Here is a 14,146-nt window from a genome sequence, read left to right as displayed (position 1 = left end):
CTCGGCAAATTGCACGCGTAACTTCGGAAGAAGCGTGACCCCATTTTACGCAAGTATGATGGGGTGGCACAGACCAGGGGGTAGCGACTGTTTATCAAAAACACAGGGCTCTGCGAAGTCGCAAGACGACGTATAGGGTCTGACGCCTGCCCGGTGCTGGAAGGTTAAAGGGAGAGGTGCAAGCTTTGAACTGAAGCCCCAGTAAACGGCGGCCGTAACTATAACGGTCCTAAGGTAGCGAAATTCCTTGTCGGGTAAGTTCCGACCTGCACGAATGGCGTAACGACTTCCCCGCTGTCTCCAACATAGACTCAGTGAAATTGAATTCCCCGTGAAGATGCGGGGTTCCTGCGGTCAGACGGAAAGACCCCGTGCACCTTTACTATAGCTTTACACTGGCATTCGTGTCGGCATGTGTAGGATAGGTGGTAGGCTTTGAAGCAGGGACGCCAGTTTCTGTGGAGCCATCCTTGAAATACCACCCTTATCGTCATGGATGTCTAACCGCGGTCCGTTATCCGGATCCGGGACAGTGTATGGTGGGTAGTTTGACTGGGGCGGTCGCCTCCGAAAGAGTAACGGAGGCGCGCGATGGTGGGCTCAGACCGGTCGGAAATCGGTCGTCGAGTGCAATGGCATAAGCCCGCCTGACTGCGAGACTGACAAGTCGAGCAGAGACGAAAGTCGGTCATAGTGATCCGGTGGTCCCGCGTGGAAGGGCCATCGCTCAACGGATAAAAGGTACGCCGGGGATAACAGGCTGATGACCCCCAAGAGTCCATATCGACGGGGTTGTTTGGCACCTCGATGTCGGCTCATCGCATCCTGGGGCTGGAGCAGGTCCCAAGGGTTTGGCTGTTCGCCAATTAAAGCGGTACGTGAGCTGGGTTCAGAACGTCGTGAGACAGTTCGGTCCCTATCTGCCGTGGGTGTAGGAATATTGACAGGATCTGTCCCTAGTACGAGAGGACCGGGATGGACATATCTCTGGTGGACCTGTTGTCGTGCCAACGGCATAGCAGGGTAGCTACATATGGAATGGATAACCGCTGAAGGCATCTAAGCGGGAAACCAACCTGAAAACGAGTATTCCCTATCAGAGCCGTGGAAGACGACCACGTTGATAGGACGGGTGTGGAAGCGCAGCAATGTGTGAAGCTTACCGTTACTAATAGCTCGATCGGCTTAATTGTTCTCATTGCTTATGCTCATGCCGTCGAAAGACGGACATGATGCCAAGACGTGTTCAAGACTAAAAAGAAGGCTCTGCCTTCACCAGCTTCTCATCGTTGCGCTTCGCTGACCTGGTGGTTATGGCGGGGCGGCTGCACCCGTTCCCATTCCGAACACGGCCGTGAAACGCCCCTGCGCCTATGGTACTTCGTCTTAAGACGCGGGAGAGTCGGTCGCTGCCAGGTCTGCTAAACGCAACAACAAATCTTCTCTGATCGAAACTTCGGCCCAGCCGAAAACATCGGGCCGCGCAAGCGGCCTTTTGCTTTTGGTGGTCCGAACATACAGAATGAAACTTCGGCGCACCTGGCGTATAATGGTGCGTCCCTTACAGGAACAAAACCCTATGGGTTTTGCTCCGGTAGAAGGCATAACCGCAAAGCGGTTACGCCGCCGCGCCAAAACCCATAGGGTTTTGCGCTGGACGCGGGGTGGAGCAGCCCGGTAGCTCGTCAGGCTCATAACCTGAAGGCCGCAGGTTCAAATCCTGCCCCCGCAACCAAATCCTTTCCAGAACCTCAACGTTATCGCTGGCGCGAAGACTTCATCTTCGCTGGCGATGGCAGCTCGTAATCCTCAGGAGCATAACCTGAGGGCCGCAGGTTCAAATCCTGCCCCCGCACCAATCTTTCCCCAAACAAAGACTACAGACTTACCGACCCACCTTCGGGCGCCGGTTTTCGCGGATCTGCAGCAGGATGCTGCGGCCGGCTGAGAGCAGCTCCATCAGGAAGGCCAGCAGCGAGAGCATGAGGGCGACGATGGCGCTGCCGAAGAACCAGACGAGGTTCAGCGGGCGGATGCGGATTGCAAGCGCGCCGGATAACAAATTGAGGATCGCGCAGCAGGTGCAGATGCCCGCGATGACGCCGAGGATGACGGCGATTTCGAGCACCAGCGTGCGCCTACGCAAGTAGATCAGCTGCCGCTCTCGCTTGTCGTCGGGCTCATTCTTCTCGACAACCTCGTTCAGCCGGTCGGAGACGCGCCCGAGGCGGGTGGCGTAGATGCCGACGAAGGCCGCCGTGCCCGCCAGCAGAAAGACCGGAGCCAGCGAGGTCTGGATGATCCCGGCATAGTCGATGACGATTGTCGGGGCGTCCATTAGTGTCTCCTCGCAAGCCACGTGCCCATCGGCGCGATACTCTTCAGAGGCCTTTCATGGCGCAAGGATCGCTGCGATGGTCGGCTGACACTAACGCTGACGGCCCCGGCAGGGCAAGCCGCAACCCAATTGCAGTTGCCGAGGCCCGGTTGTCGGCGGCGGCGGAGGGCGGGTGAACTCCAGCGGGAGTGGTGTAGTGCGCGGAGTAGGGCGGAGCGCGGCATCGAGAGAAGCAGATCAAGCGCGTCATGGACGGCGGCGCCTGGTCGGGACGCGACGGCTTGAGCAGCGCGGAAGCCTATGGCTTGCATCGCTCGGCCAGCATCACTTGGCCGACATCACTTGGCTCGTGTCACAGGGCTGGTCTCACTGCGGCTTCAAATCATAGGCCTGATGGGCGGCCCTGAGATCCGCGAGCGTCTTGCCGACGCAATTGCCGCCGCCTTCGCCACCGACGACGGCCTTGGCCTGGCCGTCGAGCGAGATGGTGCCGGCGATGCGATCGGAGGCGACGTAGGTCGCCAGACCTGCGTCGGTGACCCTGGAGAGGTAGAAGATGTGGGTCGTATCCTTCTGCTGGCAGTGGATGACGATGGGGAAGCTCTTCAAGGGATCATCGGCGGCATAAGCCGTCGCCGCGCCGGCGAGATAGGGCAGGGCGATTGCGGCGGCCGCTAGCGGCAATGCCGACACGAGGCGTCTGGCGGAACGTCGAAGCGCAACATTTGTCATCGAGATCTCCTTTTTTTCCCGTCGATATCGTTTGCGATCTTTCGCGGGCTTCCGTCGTTCTGCCTAGAGCGTGAGTGCCGCAAGCGCGTCTCTGTCCATCAGTTGCACGCGCCGCTGCAGCTTGCCCTTGAGGCGGATGATGTGCCTTTCGCGCAGCTTGGTGAAGGAGCGGGCCACGGTTTCGATGGTCAGGCCGAGATAGTCGGCGACGTCGCTGCGGCACATCATCAGGTCGAATTCGCTCTCGCCGGGGTGGCGTTCGGCCATCTCCTCTATGAAGACGGCGACGCGCTTCAAGGCGCTTTGCTCGATCATCGCCAGCTGCCGCGACTGCGCCTTTGCCAGATTGGCCAGCGCGATGTTGAGCAGGCTGCCCGTGGGGGTACTGTTTGCTGTTGTCGCAAAAGGGCGGATCCTTGCTTCGCAGACGGCCTCGGCGAAGTCTGCGCGGCAGTCGCCCTGTTCGAGGCCGAACCAATCGCCCTTGGCGCAGAAGGACAGTATATGGCGGTGTCCATCCGGCATCAGCCGGTAGATCCTGATCGCGCCGGCTTCCACCTGGTAGAAGGCGAGCACCTTCTGGCCCTCGCTATAGACGATCTGGTCCTGTTTCAGCCTGATCGTCTGGTCGGCAGGCTCGAAGGCGCGCGGGCGCGTGGGGACTTGGATAGGCTCCTGTCGCAGATCGTGAACATGCAACATCGTATCTCCCTCCATTCCCCACAGAATAGGCAAATCGGGCGGCGAGGCACATTCGAAATTCCCCTTACGTAGTGCTACGGAAGCTCACTTCGCGCACGGGGTGTATAACGGCTCAAGGTGAGAATTCCAGCCCCACAGAACGACCGGGTCTTTCCGCAGGAGGGATCGATGGCAGCGAGCGACGGCGAGAACCGCGACGCCGAACAGAACCGTGCCGAGATCATCGACCAGCTCGAGCGGATCTTGAGAAGTCGCGAGTTCCAGGCGCCGGATCGCGGCCGTCGTTTCCTGCGCTATATCGTCGAAGAGGCGGTCGATGGTCGAGCCGAACGGCTGACCGCCTATAATATCGCGCAGGCGGTGTTCGGTCGCGGCGCGGATTTCGATGCGCAAAGCGATCCTGTCGTCAGGATCGAGGCCGGCCGCATCCGGCGGGCGCTGGAGCGCTATTACCTCGTCTGCGGCGGCGGCGACCCCGTGCATATCACCATTCCCAAGGGGCACTACGCGCCGCGTTTCGAGCGGCGAGCCGTGGCCCAGGGGGCGGTGAACGGGCCGGCCACGGCTTCAGGCGAGGCGCGCGGCGCGGCGCGGCCGGGGCGGAGTGCGCGCAAGCCCGGCTATCGCGATCTGCTGGTGCCGGTTGGCGTTCCCGCCGTCTTCGCGGCGCTTGCCATGCTGCCGCTTGTTCGTCCGCTGGAGGAGTATCTTGCGCCGGCGCCGGACCGACCGGCGGCAGCGCAGGACCAGGTGGGCGGTGTGCGCGTTATCGTCGAGCCGCTTGCTGTCCTCGGCGCTCCCTCAGGCGGCGCGGAGATCGCCAGGGGGCTCAACGACCAGATCATCTCGCAGCTGACGAAGCTCGATGGTGTCGTGGTCATGACGCCCGCCAGTTCTTCCCCCGCGGATGCCGCGGGGAACGCGGTGTTTGCCTTGCAGGGCAATGTCACTTTCGAGGACGATGCGCTGCATGTGCAGCTGCGGTTGATCCGCAGCGCCGACGGACGGGTGATATGGGCCAAGCGGTTCGATCACGACACGACCGGGCAGAACGTCTTCGATCTGCAGGACGCGATCGGGACGCGGGTCGTGAAGGACATCGCGGCGATCAGTGAAATCAAGGATGCGTCGCAGCGGCGCTAGCAATATCAGGTTGGCCGGCCGCGCTCTGTCGGTTCACTTTGGGCCGGTTGCGTTCGGGCGTTCGGCGTTGAGGCCGGCCATCTCGTTGCCGACTCCCACCGCGCGCAGCCCGGTCAGCATCCGCTCCAGATCTTCCGGGCGCTGCAGACGCCGGGACACTTCCTCGCGGACGTTCTTCATCATCTCGGGCGCGTGGGCGTTCAGCCAGTCTCGCAGTTGCGCGGCTTCTTCGGTCTTGCCTTCCGCTCCAAGGATGGAGAGCAGAACCAGGCGGTGCATCGGGTTGTATTCCAGGTCAGACATACGCGACCAAAGCTCGGCGGCCTGCAGGTCACCGCGCATGAAGGCGCAAAGCGCCATGCCCACTTCGTAATATCCCTTGGGGCCGGCATCCTTGTTGACGGCGCGGGAGACGAGCTCGCAGCCGGATTGCCACTTGCCGGACATGGCCAGCCGCAGCCCGTATTCGCCGGCGACCTCGGTATCGTTGGCATTGGCGGCGTAGGCGGCGGCGCCGAGTTTCAGCGCCTTGTCGATATCGTTGGTGAAGAAGCTTACCAGCATCGCTGCCTGCAGCGCGCGGGTATTGTTTGGAGCTATTGTCGTTGCGCGTTCCGCTGCCTTGGTCGCCAATGTCATGGCCTCGGGCGATGGCTGTGCGCCGAGCTTGTAGCGGAACCGGATTTCATCGATGTAGACAAGCGACAGCAGCGCCCAGGATGTGGCGTTATCAGGGAAACGCTCGGTCGCGCGGAGAAGGCAATCGCGGGCGGCGGCATGGCTTTTTGCGTCCATTCCCCGGCGATAGCTGTAATAGGCGAGCGTGCAGTCGTAGGCGCCGCCCATTTCGCTCAAGGACGGTTCGGCGATCTTGTCGGTATCGGTGACGAAGATCGCGCCATAGGGCTGGGCGACGGACACCGCGATATCCTGTCCGATATCGGCTTGTATTTGCAGGATGCTCTTGGCGCCAAGATCGGCGTCGTAATTATTCGCCCAGATGACAGCCGCGTCCGAGCGGCGGATCAGCCTCGATATGGAGCGCAGCCTGTTGCCGTCTCGCTGAACGCTGCCCTGCAAGGCAAAGCCGTGCAGGTTTCCGTCCTTGGCTCTCGATGGGTCGGCGACGACGATGATGTCGTCGAAGGTTGCTAGTTGGCCGATGATCTCGTCCCTCAACCCCTGGGCGATATCGGCGGTGGCGCCTTCTTCTCCGTCCGATTGGAAGTTTTCGACGACGATCATCGGGCTGGAGGTTTCGGCGACCGGGGATTGATGCGTTCCGGCCCGGCCATTCAGTAAGCCCGCCGGCAGCAGGAAATAACCGGCTGTCGCGGCGATCAGGAGTGTCGCGCCAACGGCAAGCGCGGCGAACGCTCGTGTATCTCGTGTCTTGCGATCGGCTGGTGTGCGCGTCGTCGCTGGCTCGGTACGAGGCGCCGGAGCGGCGGATGGATGCGATGGCTCGGCATAATCGAAATGCGGGACATAGCCGCCCTTGGGAATGGTGATCACGATCGGATCGGACTGCCCGGCGACGAGATAATAGCGCTCGAGGCCGCGCCGAATGCGGCCGGCTTCTATCCTGACGACGGGGTCGTTCTGGGCGTCGAACGAACTCTGCCTGCCGAAGATTTCATTGGCGATGGTGAAGGCCTTGAGAAACTGGGCGCGTCCCTCGAGGGTCTCGGTGACCACGAAGCGCAGGAACTTCCGGCCACGCTCGGGCGAGTGAAACTCGTCGCTGGCGAGAACACGCTCGAGTTGCTGGAGGATGTCTTCCGGTTTCGGTCCTGGTTCGCCCGAAAACTCGAGTTTTGCGCTACTCATGATGCCCCTCCGACACGATCACGCAATCATCTTTAGTCCATGCTAATTGAGCATATCCCATAACCATGTGTGGTTTCAATGACTTTGTCGAGCGCAGCTTAAAGTAGCCTGACCGGTACCGCTGGTAGAGCCGGGCCGCGAGGCGCGGCGGGTTGCGGCATGCCGCCTGACGTCAAGACCATGCGCAGCAGTTCCGCCAGGTTGCGCGCCTCCATTTTCGCCATGACGTTGGCGCGATGCACTTCAACCGTACGCGCGCTGATGCCGAGGTTGAAGGCGATCATCTTGTTCTGCAGACCATCAAGAACGGCAGCCAGAACCTGGTGTTCCCTATCGGTCAGCTGCCGCATCCGGTTGGCGACCGTTTCGGTGTCCACTGGTGTGGGCGAGGGGGGCGTACGGCGCGATGTGGCCTGGTTTATCGCGGCGATCAGCGCGTGGTCCTCGAACGGCTTCTTGATGAAATCGGCCGCACCCGCCTTCATGGCCTGCACGGCCGTCTCCACGTCTCCGTCACCGCCGACGATGATCGTGGGGATGTTCGCGTTGAGCGCATTCAGCCGTTCCAGCAGCTGCAGCCCGTCCGTGCAGGACATCCGCGTGACCTTGACGAGGCATGCCCTGCCGGAGACGGGCAACTGATCCAGAAACGCCGACGCGCTCTCATAGGCGCGAACCGCGAAGCCCGAGGATATCAGCAGGAACGTCAGGGATCGCCGCGGTATCTCCTGGTCGTCGACGAGGTGCACGGTCAGGTCATTCGCCATCGAGTAAACTCTCCCTCAAATGCAACGAAAGCGTGAGAGTACGGTTGCCCAATCCACCCTCTACCTAACTGTATATTACCACTACACCGCGCTCTTCAGGCGTAGCATCGCGTAACATCTGTGGTAGCCGACACTTTGAAAACATTGATGTTGGATGATCCAAGCGCCCGCATGCGTTGATCCGGCTCAATGCCTGTTGCCCTCGAACGGCCTATTGTCGCGGGACTTTCCCCAATTCGCGCCCCTAATTCTCAATGGAGCCCCTACGATGAGAAAGCTGGTTCTTGCGACAGGAATTGCGATCGCCGCCGTGATGGCGGCACCTGTCGGTGCGCAGCAGGATCGCAAGGAATATCGCCGCATGAACTGGGCCGAAAACCTGCCCGATGCGGTGAAGGCCTATCACGGCAAGCGGTTCTCGGTCGTCAGCTATCGCACGGCGATCGAAACCGGCGCGCTGCATCAGCCGGGCAAGCCGGATGAGGTGAAAGCCGTTCGGGCGGCTGCGCGGTCCAACAAGTGGCTGGTCGAACAGCTGAAGGCGAAGAAGCTGACGCCCGACGATATCGAGTGGGTCACGCGGGCGCGCAACGGCAATCTGGTCTTCTACGTGGAATGACCGTGGCCGCCGCAATGCCCTCTGACCAGCAATACCGCTCGGCACATTGCTTGCGATCAATGACACGGCCGAACCCGTCCCGTTAGGCTGATCTCATCCGTGGGTAGCAGGGCGATCGCTATCCCAGGCAGCTTGGAGGAGAGCGCGATGCGCGGTTTTGGGGTTCATTCGGAAGTCGGGAAGCTCAGAACGGTGATGGTCTGCCGACCGTCGCTCGCCCACCAGCGGCTGACGCCGGGCAATTGCCATGATCTACTCTTCGACGACGTGCTCTGGGTTCACGAGGCACAGAAGGATCATTACGACTTCGTGCTGAAGATGCAGGAGCGCGGCGTCGAGGTTCTCGAGCTGCACGACATGCTGGCGCAGACGCTCGCCGACAAGCCGGCGCGCGACTTCGTGCTCGATCGTCGCATCACGCCCAACGTGCTCGGCTCACAGATCGCCGAGGCGGTGCGACCCTGGCTCGACGAGATGCCGGCGACACAGCTCGCGGCCTTCATGATCGGCGGCATCGCCATTTCCGACCTTCCCGACGTCAAGGCGAAGACGCTGATGCTGAGCGCGCTGTCGGAGACCGAGTTCGTCATCCCACCCATCCCGAACACGCTCTTCCAGCGCGATCCCTCCTGCTGGATGTATAATGGCGTGACCTGCAATCCGATGTTCTGGCCGGCGCGGCAGCCGGAGACTCTGATCCAGCGCGCGGTCTACAAGTTTCATCCGACGTTCCGCGACGGCGACTTCAAGATCTGGTGGGGCGACAGCGACGAGGATTTCGCCAATGCCTCGATCGAGGGCGGCGACGTCATGCCGATCGGAAACGGCACCGTTCTGATCGGCATGGGCGAGCGCACCACCTATCAGGCGGTCGGCCAGGTCGCGCGCGCGCTTTTCAAGAACAAGGCGGTGACCAGGGTCATCGGCTGCCTTATGCCGAAGAGTCGGGCGGCGATGCACCTCGACACGGTCTTCAGCTTCTGCGACCGCGATGTGGTGACGCTGTTTGCCGAAGTCGTCGATCAGATCCGTTGCTACAGCATGGTGCAGACCGATGACGACGGCAATTTCGACATTCATCCGGAGACCGAGCCGATGCTCGATATCGTCGCCAAGGCGCTCGGTGTCGGCAAGCTCAGGGTCGTGGAAACAGGCGGCAACGCCTACCAGGCCGAGCGCGAACAATGGGACGACGGCAACAACGTTGTCGCCCTCGAGCCCGGCGTCGTGGTCGGCTACGACCGCAACACCTACACCAACACGCTTCTTCGCAAGGCGGGCATCGAGGTCATCACCGTTCGCGGTTCCGAACTCGGCCGCGGTCGTGGCGGCGGGCATTGCATGACATGCCCGATCTGGCGCGATCCCGCCTACTGACAGCAGACATCCTGAAACAGCCCTACGGAGCAAGACCATGAGCTTCAATCTGCGCAACCGTTCGCTTCTGACCGTGCAGGATTATACGCCGCGTGAATTCCGCTACCTTCTCGATCTCGCGCGCGATCTGAAGCGGGCCAAATATGCCCGCACCGAGCAGCAGCACCTGAAGGGCAAGGAGATCTGCCTGATCTTCGAAAAGACCTCGACGCGCACCCGATGCGCCTTCGAGGTCGCCTGCTCGGACCAGGGCGCGAACGTCACCTATCTCGATCCGTCCGGCTCGCAGATCGGCCACAAGGAATCCTTCAAGGACACGGCGCGCGTGCTCGGCCGCATGTATGATGCGATCGAATATCGCGGTTCGGCGCAGCAAGGCGTGGAGACGCTGGCGCGCTATGCCGGCGTGCCCGTCTATAACGGCCTGACGGATGAGTATCATCCGACCCAGATGATCGCCGACGTCATGACCATGCGCGAACATGCCGACAAGCCGATCGCAGATATCAAATACGCCTATATCGGCGACACGCGCTCGAACATGGGCCATTCGCTGCTGATCGTCGGCTGCCTGATGGGCATGGATGTCCGGATCTGCGGGCCGAAATCGCTGTGGCCGGCGGAAGAATACATCAAGATCGCCAGGGAATTGCAGGAGCGATCCGGCGCGCGGCTTCTGATCACCGACGATCCGAAGGAGGCAGTGAAGGGCGTCGATTTCATCCACACCGACGTCTGGGTGTCGATGGGCGAGCCGAAGGACGTCTGGCGCGAGCGCATCAAGCTGTTGACGCCCTACCAGGTCAACGAAGCGCTGATGAAGGCGAGCGGCAATCCGCAGACCAAGTTCATGCACTGCCTGCCGGCCTTCCACGATACCGAGACGACACTGGGCAAGCAGATCGCCGAGGATTACGGCATGAGCAACGGCCTGGAGGTGACCGGGGAGGTGTTCGAATCCGAGGCCAATGTCGCCTTCGAGCAGGCGGAGAACCGACTGCACACGATCAAGGCGCTGCTTGTCGCGACATTGGGAGACTAGGATGCGGATCGTCATCGCGCTTGGCGGCAACGCTCTTCTCCGGCGCGGGGAAGCGATGACCGCGGATGTCCAGAGACGCAATACGCGGGTGGCGGCCGAGGCGATCGCGCCGCTGGCCGCCGAGCATCAGCTGATCATCACCCATGGCAACGGGCCGCAGGTCGGCTTGCTTGCGCTGCAGGGCGCCGCCTACAAGCCTGACGAGGCCTATCCGCTCGACGTGCTCGGCGCCGAGACGGAAGGGATGATCGGCTACATGCTGGAGCAGGAGCTCGGCAACGTGCTGCCTTTCGAGCAGCCGCTGGCGACGCTGCTCACCATGGTCGAGGTCGATGCCGATGATCCGGGTTTCACGAACCCCACCAAGTTCGTTGGCCCTGTTTACGAGAAGGCCGATGCCGATCGCATCCGCGCGGAAAAGAACTGGGTGTTCAAGCAGGATGGCGACAAGTGGCGCCGGGTCGTTGCATCGCCGCTTCCCAAGCGCATCTTCGAGATCCGGCCGGTGCGCTGGCTGCTCGAGCAGCGCACGATCGTCATCTGCGCCGGCGGCGGCGGGATACCGACCATGTACGAGAAGGGCAAGGAGCGTCACCTGGTTGGCGTCGAGGCCGTCATCGACAAGGACCTCTGCTCTGAACTGCTCGCGCGCGAGATCGGCGCCGATCTCCTGATCATGGCGACCGACGCGCCGGCCGTCTGTCTCGACTGGGGGAAGCCGTCGCAAAAGGCGATCCACAAGGCCCGCCCCGGAGACATGAAGCAGTTCGATTTTCCGGCGGGTTCCATGGGGCCGAAGGTCGATGCCGCCTGCCATTTCGCCGAGACGACGGGCAAGGCTGCGGCGATCGGAGCGCTTGCGGATATTGCAGGGATGGTGCGGGGTGAGCTCGGCACGATCATCGATGGCCGTTTCGGTGGGCTCAGCTGGCACGGCTGAACGGGCGGACCGGACGCATCACGAGGATCAGAGCGAGGCAGCGGGGCGTATCGGCGCCCCGTTTTGCGTTTCGACGCTTTGCGCGCGCGCGACCTCGCCGTTTCGCCTTTGCCAGACATAGACGGGAATGCCGAGCATCAGGAGCACCATGCCATAGAGCACCGGCTCGGCGCCCGAGCCATAGAGCGTGAACATGGCGAAGAGGAATGCGATCAATTCGATGACGGTGACGCGGGGCGTCTTTTGCCCGTTGCTCAGCCGCGATGCGACAAGGGTGCCGGCGAGCGCGCAGAAGGCATAGGGGACGACCGCCGTCATCGTGCTCAGCCCCACCATCAGCCGGTAGACCGCCGCGAAGCTATCCGATCCGACCGCCTGGACGAGGACGAGCAGGGTCGCGAAGGTGGCGGAGACGACCATGCCGATGGCCGGCACGCCACGGCTGGAGAGGCGGGCGAAGAGCGGCGGAAACAGGCCGTCGCGGGCAGCGGCCATCGGCACCTGGCCCATCAGCAGGGTCCAGCCATTGAGCGCGCCGATCGACGAGATCACCACGGCGATCGAGATCGCCAATTCGCCGCCACGCCCCCACATCAGCCCTGCCGCTTCCGAGAAGGGGGCGACGGAGTGGATGAGTTGCGGGCGCGGCACGACGCCCATCACGACGACGGTGCCGAGCACATAAAGAGCCGCGGCGATGGAGATACCGAGCACGGTCGAACGGGGGATTGTTCGGCGCGCGTCTCGGACATCGCCAGCGGGAACGGTGGCCGATTCCAGACCCAGATAGGCAAACATGGTCAGCGGCGCCAGGGCCGCGAAGGATTGCAGCAGCGACTGGCCGCTCGGGTTGAATTCGGCGAAATGCGAGGTGTCGATATAGAGGAGACCGATGATGGCGACGGCGCCGAAGGGGATGAGCTTGGCATAGGTCGTCACCTGCGCGAAGAGCCCGGCCGCGTGGACGCCGCGCAGGTTGACGAGCACGATCGTCCAGATGACGCCGAGCGTCAGGACGGTTGCCGTCAGCCGGTTGCCGAGGGCAGGGAAGAGATCGATCATCACGCCGGTAAAGGCGATGGCAATGACGGGAAGCGACGACCAGATCGAGATCCAGTAGCCCCAGGCGATGAGAAAGCCGGCGAAATCGCCATAGGCGAGCCGTGTGTATGCATAGGGGCCGCCGACGGCCGGCACCATGCCGGCAAGCCGCGCGAAGGTGAGACCAAGGCAGATCGCGCCTGCACCCATGATCATCCACACCAGGATCGCCAGATTGCCATAGGGGGCGACGGCGGCCGGCGACAGGTAAAAGCCGGAACCGACCATGTTGCCGACGACGATGGCGGTACAGGCGGCGAGCCCGAGGCTTTTGCCGTTCTGCGAGGTCGTCATGAAATCCCTCCCGAAGATCGGTTCACCGCTGTGGACCATGGCCGTCGGACGGTCCGGGATAGCGTCCCGGTTTGTGCGGCCACGGGCATCCTCTTCCCAATCCGCAAGGCTCGCAATCCGGATCAATGCGTAGTACGCCGCCACGCCTGAAGCCTTCACCATTCGTGTGAACGCGCTAAAATGAGATGGGCAGCCAAGCGGAGACAAGGATGCGGAACGAGCAGCGCTTTTTGACCATATCGATCGTAGCGACCGTCGTGGTGGCGGCTCTCGGCATCGTCTTCGGTATCATTTCCGGCTCATTTTCCATCGCCTTCGACGGCGTCTATTCGCTGGCCGATGCGGCGATGACCGGGCTCGCGCTCTGGGTGTCGAGCCTGATCGTGCGGTCGGCGGAGAGCAATGCCAAGTCCGGCCGCATCCGCAACCGCTTCACCATGGGCTTCTGGCATCTGGAGCCCATCGTGCTTTTGCTCAACGGTTGCCTGCTGATGACGGTCGCCGTCTACGCGCTGATCAATGCCGTCATCAGTGTCATCAACGGCGGGCATGAGCTGCATTTCGGTGCCGCGATCGTCTATTCCGGCGCCACGCTTGTCGTCTGCGTGGTCATGGCGTCGATCGGCATTGCGTTGAACCGCAGCCTGAAGTCCGACTTCATCGCGCTCGATATCAAGGCCTGGATCATGTCCGGCGGTATCGCGTTCGCCTTGCTTGTCGCCTTCGTGATCGGTCTTGCGGTTCTGCCGACGCCGATGGCCTGGATCGCCCGATATGTCGATCCTGTGGTACTCGGCCTCGTCTGCCTTGTCATGATCCCGCTGCCGATCGGCACGATCTTGAAAGCGCTGAGCGAGGTGCTCTTGATCGCGCCCGTCGATCTGCAGGAGCATGTCGACCAGGTGGCGTCGGAGACCGTTCAGCGCCTCGGTTTCCTCTCCTATCGCGCCTATGTCGCGCGCGTCGGAAGAGCGACCGAGGTCGAGCTCTACTTCATCGTGCCCGAGGGGCTGCCCGCCAAGACGATCGAGGAGTGGGACGCGCTGCGCGACGATATCGGCGACCGGATCGGCGGCGAGGGGGCCAATCGCTGGCTGACGATCGCCTTTACCGCCGATGCCGAATGGGCCGAATAGGCACCGTTTCTCTTAGCTGTATGCTTTTGCCGTCACGTTGACTGCAATCAACGACGGTCCGCAACCTCCCGTGTACCATCCGCCCAATCTCAGACGCACGCAGCGGCATGACAGCCGCTGTCCAA

At 62.1% G+C, this 14,146-nt stretch carries 12 protein-coding genes, 2 tRNA genes and 2 rRNA genes (1 of these 16 running past the window's edge); 10 read left to right on the top strand and 6 right to left on the bottom strand.

Annotated elements, in window-relative coordinates; genetic code table 11:
* The 4 genes from ACVTFQ_RS13535 to ACVTFQ_RS13520 all read left to right on the top strand — a co-directional run.
* A 23S ribosomal RNA gene (locus tag ACVTFQ_RS13535) occupies positions 1-1,193 on the top strand; it begins 1,710 nt to the left of the window's first position.
* A gap of 110 nt (positions 1,194-1,303) precedes the next feature.
* Positions 1,304-1,418, top strand: a 5S ribosomal RNA gene (gene rrf / locus ACVTFQ_RS13530).
* Between the two features lie 240 nt (positions 1,419-1,658).
* Positions 1,659-1,735 (top strand) — tRNA-Met (locus ACVTFQ_RS13525).
* Between the two features lie 50 nt (positions 1,736-1,785).
* Positions 1,786-1,858: transfer RNA gene (locus ACVTFQ_RS13520), tRNA-Met, on the top strand.
* Positions 1,859-1,885: 27 nt separating this feature from the next.
* Here the strand turns inward: ACVTFQ_RS13520 and ACVTFQ_RS13515 are convergent.
* From ACVTFQ_RS13515 to ACVTFQ_RS13505, 3 genes are all read right to left on the bottom strand, one after another.
* On the bottom strand, positions 1,886-2,338 hold the full coding sequence (locus ACVTFQ_RS13515; protein WP_111564046.1) for a DUF2721 domain-containing protein: 453 nt from the start codon (positions 2,336-2,338) through the stop codon (positions 1,886-1,888).
* A 366-nt stretch (positions 2,339-2,704) separates the two neighbouring features.
* Complete coding sequence (locus ACVTFQ_RS13510; protein ID WP_111564047.1) at positions 2,705-3,070, bottom strand: hypothetical protein; 366 nt, start codon at positions 3,068-3,070, stop codon at positions 2,705-2,707.
* A gap of 63 nt (positions 3,071-3,133) precedes the next feature.
* Positions 3,134-3,772: a helix-turn-helix domain-containing protein gene (locus tag ACVTFQ_RS13505; RefSeq protein WP_111564048.1), complete on the bottom strand. Its 639-nt coding sequence runs from the start codon at positions 3,770-3,772 to the stop codon at positions 3,134-3,136.
* A gap of 168 nt (positions 3,773-3,940) precedes the next feature.
* Here ACVTFQ_RS13505 and ACVTFQ_RS13500 point away from each other — a divergent pair, with 168 nt between their 5' ends.
* A complete protein-coding gene (locus ACVTFQ_RS13500; protein ID WP_111564049.1) occupies positions 3,941-4,915 on the top strand; it encodes a hypothetical protein in 975 nt (324 codons plus the stop codon).
* A gap of 33 nt (positions 4,916-4,948) precedes the next feature.
* Here the strand turns inward: ACVTFQ_RS13500 and ACVTFQ_RS13495 are convergent, their stop codons facing one another.
* Both ACVTFQ_RS13495 and ACVTFQ_RS13490 read right to left on the bottom strand, forming a co-directional pair.
* A complete protein-coding gene (locus ACVTFQ_RS13495) occupies positions 4,949-6,745 on the bottom strand; it encodes a hypothetical protein (protein WP_112437382.1) in 1,797 nt (598 codons plus the stop codon).
* 98 nt (positions 6,746-6,843) lie between these two features.
* Positions 6,844-7,512 (bottom strand): response regulator transcription factor, encoded by a 669-nt coding sequence (locus ACVTFQ_RS13490; RefSeq protein WP_111564051.1) that lies wholly within the window; start codon positions 7,510-7,512, stop codon positions 6,844-6,846.
* A 268-nt stretch (positions 7,513-7,780) separates the two neighbouring features.
* Between ACVTFQ_RS13490 and ACVTFQ_RS13485 the strand changes: the two genes are divergently transcribed.
* The 4 genes from ACVTFQ_RS13485 (at position 7,781) to arcC (ending at position 11,490) form a co-directional block, all read left to right on the top strand.
* Entirely contained in the window at positions 7,781-8,131 is a 351-nt protein-coding gene (locus tag ACVTFQ_RS13485; protein WP_111564052.1) for a hypothetical protein, read from the top strand.
* Positions 8,132-8,278: 147 nt separating this feature from the next.
* Positions 8,279-9,508 carry an arginine deiminase gene (gene arcA, locus ACVTFQ_RS13480; protein WP_111564053.1) on the top strand — a complete coding sequence of 410 codons (1,230 nt, stop codon included), beginning with the start codon at positions 8,279-8,281 and terminating at the stop codon, positions 9,506-9,508.
* A gap of 37 nt (positions 9,509-9,545) precedes the next feature.
* Positions 9,546-10,550, top strand: a complete 1,005-nt coding sequence (locus ACVTFQ_RS13475) for an ornithine carbamoyltransferase (RefSeq protein WP_047514062.1) — start codon at positions 9,546-9,548, stop codon at positions 10,548-10,550.
* A 1-nt stretch (position 10,551) separates the two neighbouring features.
* A complete protein-coding gene (arcC, locus tag ACVTFQ_RS13470; protein ID WP_111564054.1) occupies positions 10,552-11,490 on the top strand; it encodes a carbamate kinase in 939 nt (312 codons plus the stop codon).
* 27 nt (positions 11,491-11,517) lie between these two features.
* Here the strand turns inward: arcC and ACVTFQ_RS13465 are convergent, their stop codons facing one another.
* A complete protein-coding gene (locus tag ACVTFQ_RS13465; protein ID WP_111564055.1) occupies positions 11,518-12,885 on the bottom strand; it encodes an amino acid permease in 1,368 nt (455 codons plus the stop codon).
* 209 nt (positions 12,886-13,094) lie between these two features.
* On the opposite strand from ACVTFQ_RS13465, the gene ACVTFQ_RS13460 reads away from it, so the two are divergent.
* Positions 13,095-14,021 carry a cation diffusion facilitator family transporter gene (locus ACVTFQ_RS13460; protein ID WP_111564056.1) on the top strand — a complete coding sequence of 309 codons (927 nt, stop codon included), beginning with the start codon at positions 13,095-13,097 and terminating at the stop codon, positions 14,019-14,021.
* Positions 14,022-14,146: the final 125 nt, after the last annotated feature.

This window comes from Rhizobium sp. O111 (genome assembly GCF_055616315.1).
This window is presented reverse-complemented; position numbering and strand designations above follow the sequence as displayed.

Bases quoted from the DNA above. Each gene is read 5' to 3' on its own strand.
- ACVTFQ_RS13500 (WP_111564049.1), top strand. From the start codon at position 3,941: ATGGCAGCGAGCGACGGCGAGAACCGCGACGCCGAACAGAACCGTGCC.
- ACVTFQ_RS13475 (WP_047514062.1), top strand. From the start codon at position 9,546: ATGAGCTTCAATCTGCGCAACCGTTCGCTTCTGACCGTGCAGGATTAT.
- ACVTFQ_RS13485 (WP_111564052.1), top strand. From the start codon at position 7,781: ATGAGAAAGCTGGTTCTTGCGACAGGAATTGCGATCGCCGCCGTGATG.
- ACVTFQ_RS13505 (WP_111564048.1), bottom strand. From the start codon at position 3,772: ATGTTGCATGTTCACGATCTGCGACAGGAGCCTATCCAAGTCCCCACG.
- ACVTFQ_RS13460 (WP_111564056.1), top strand. From the start codon at position 13,095: ATGCGGAACGAGCAGCGCTTTTTGACCATATCGATCGTAGCGACCGTC.
- ACVTFQ_RS13515 (WP_111564046.1), bottom strand. From the start codon at position 2,338: ATGGACGCCCCGACAATCGTCATCGACTATGCCGGGATCATCCAGACC.
- arcC (WP_111564054.1), top strand. From the start codon at position 10,552: ATGCGGATCGTCATCGCGCTTGGCGGCAACGCTCTTCTCCGGCGCGGG.
- ACVTFQ_RS13495 (WP_112437382.1), bottom strand. From the start codon at position 6,745: ATGAGTAGCGCAAAACTCGAGTTTTCGGGCGAACCAGGACCGAAACCG.
- ACVTFQ_RS13510 (WP_111564047.1), bottom strand. From the start codon at position 3,070: ATGACAAATGTTGCGCTTCGACGTTCCGCCAGACGCCTCGTGTCGGCA.
- arcA (WP_111564053.1), top strand. From the start codon at position 8,279: ATGCGCGGTTTTGGGGTTCATTCGGAAGTCGGGAAGCTCAGAACGGTG.
- ACVTFQ_RS13465 (WP_111564055.1), bottom strand. From the start codon at position 12,885: ATGACGACCTCGCAGAACGGCAAAAGCCTCGGGCTCGCCGCCTGTACC.
- ACVTFQ_RS13490 (WP_111564051.1), bottom strand. From the start codon at position 7,512: ATGGCGAATGACCTGACCGTGCACCTCGTCGACGACCAGGAGATACCG.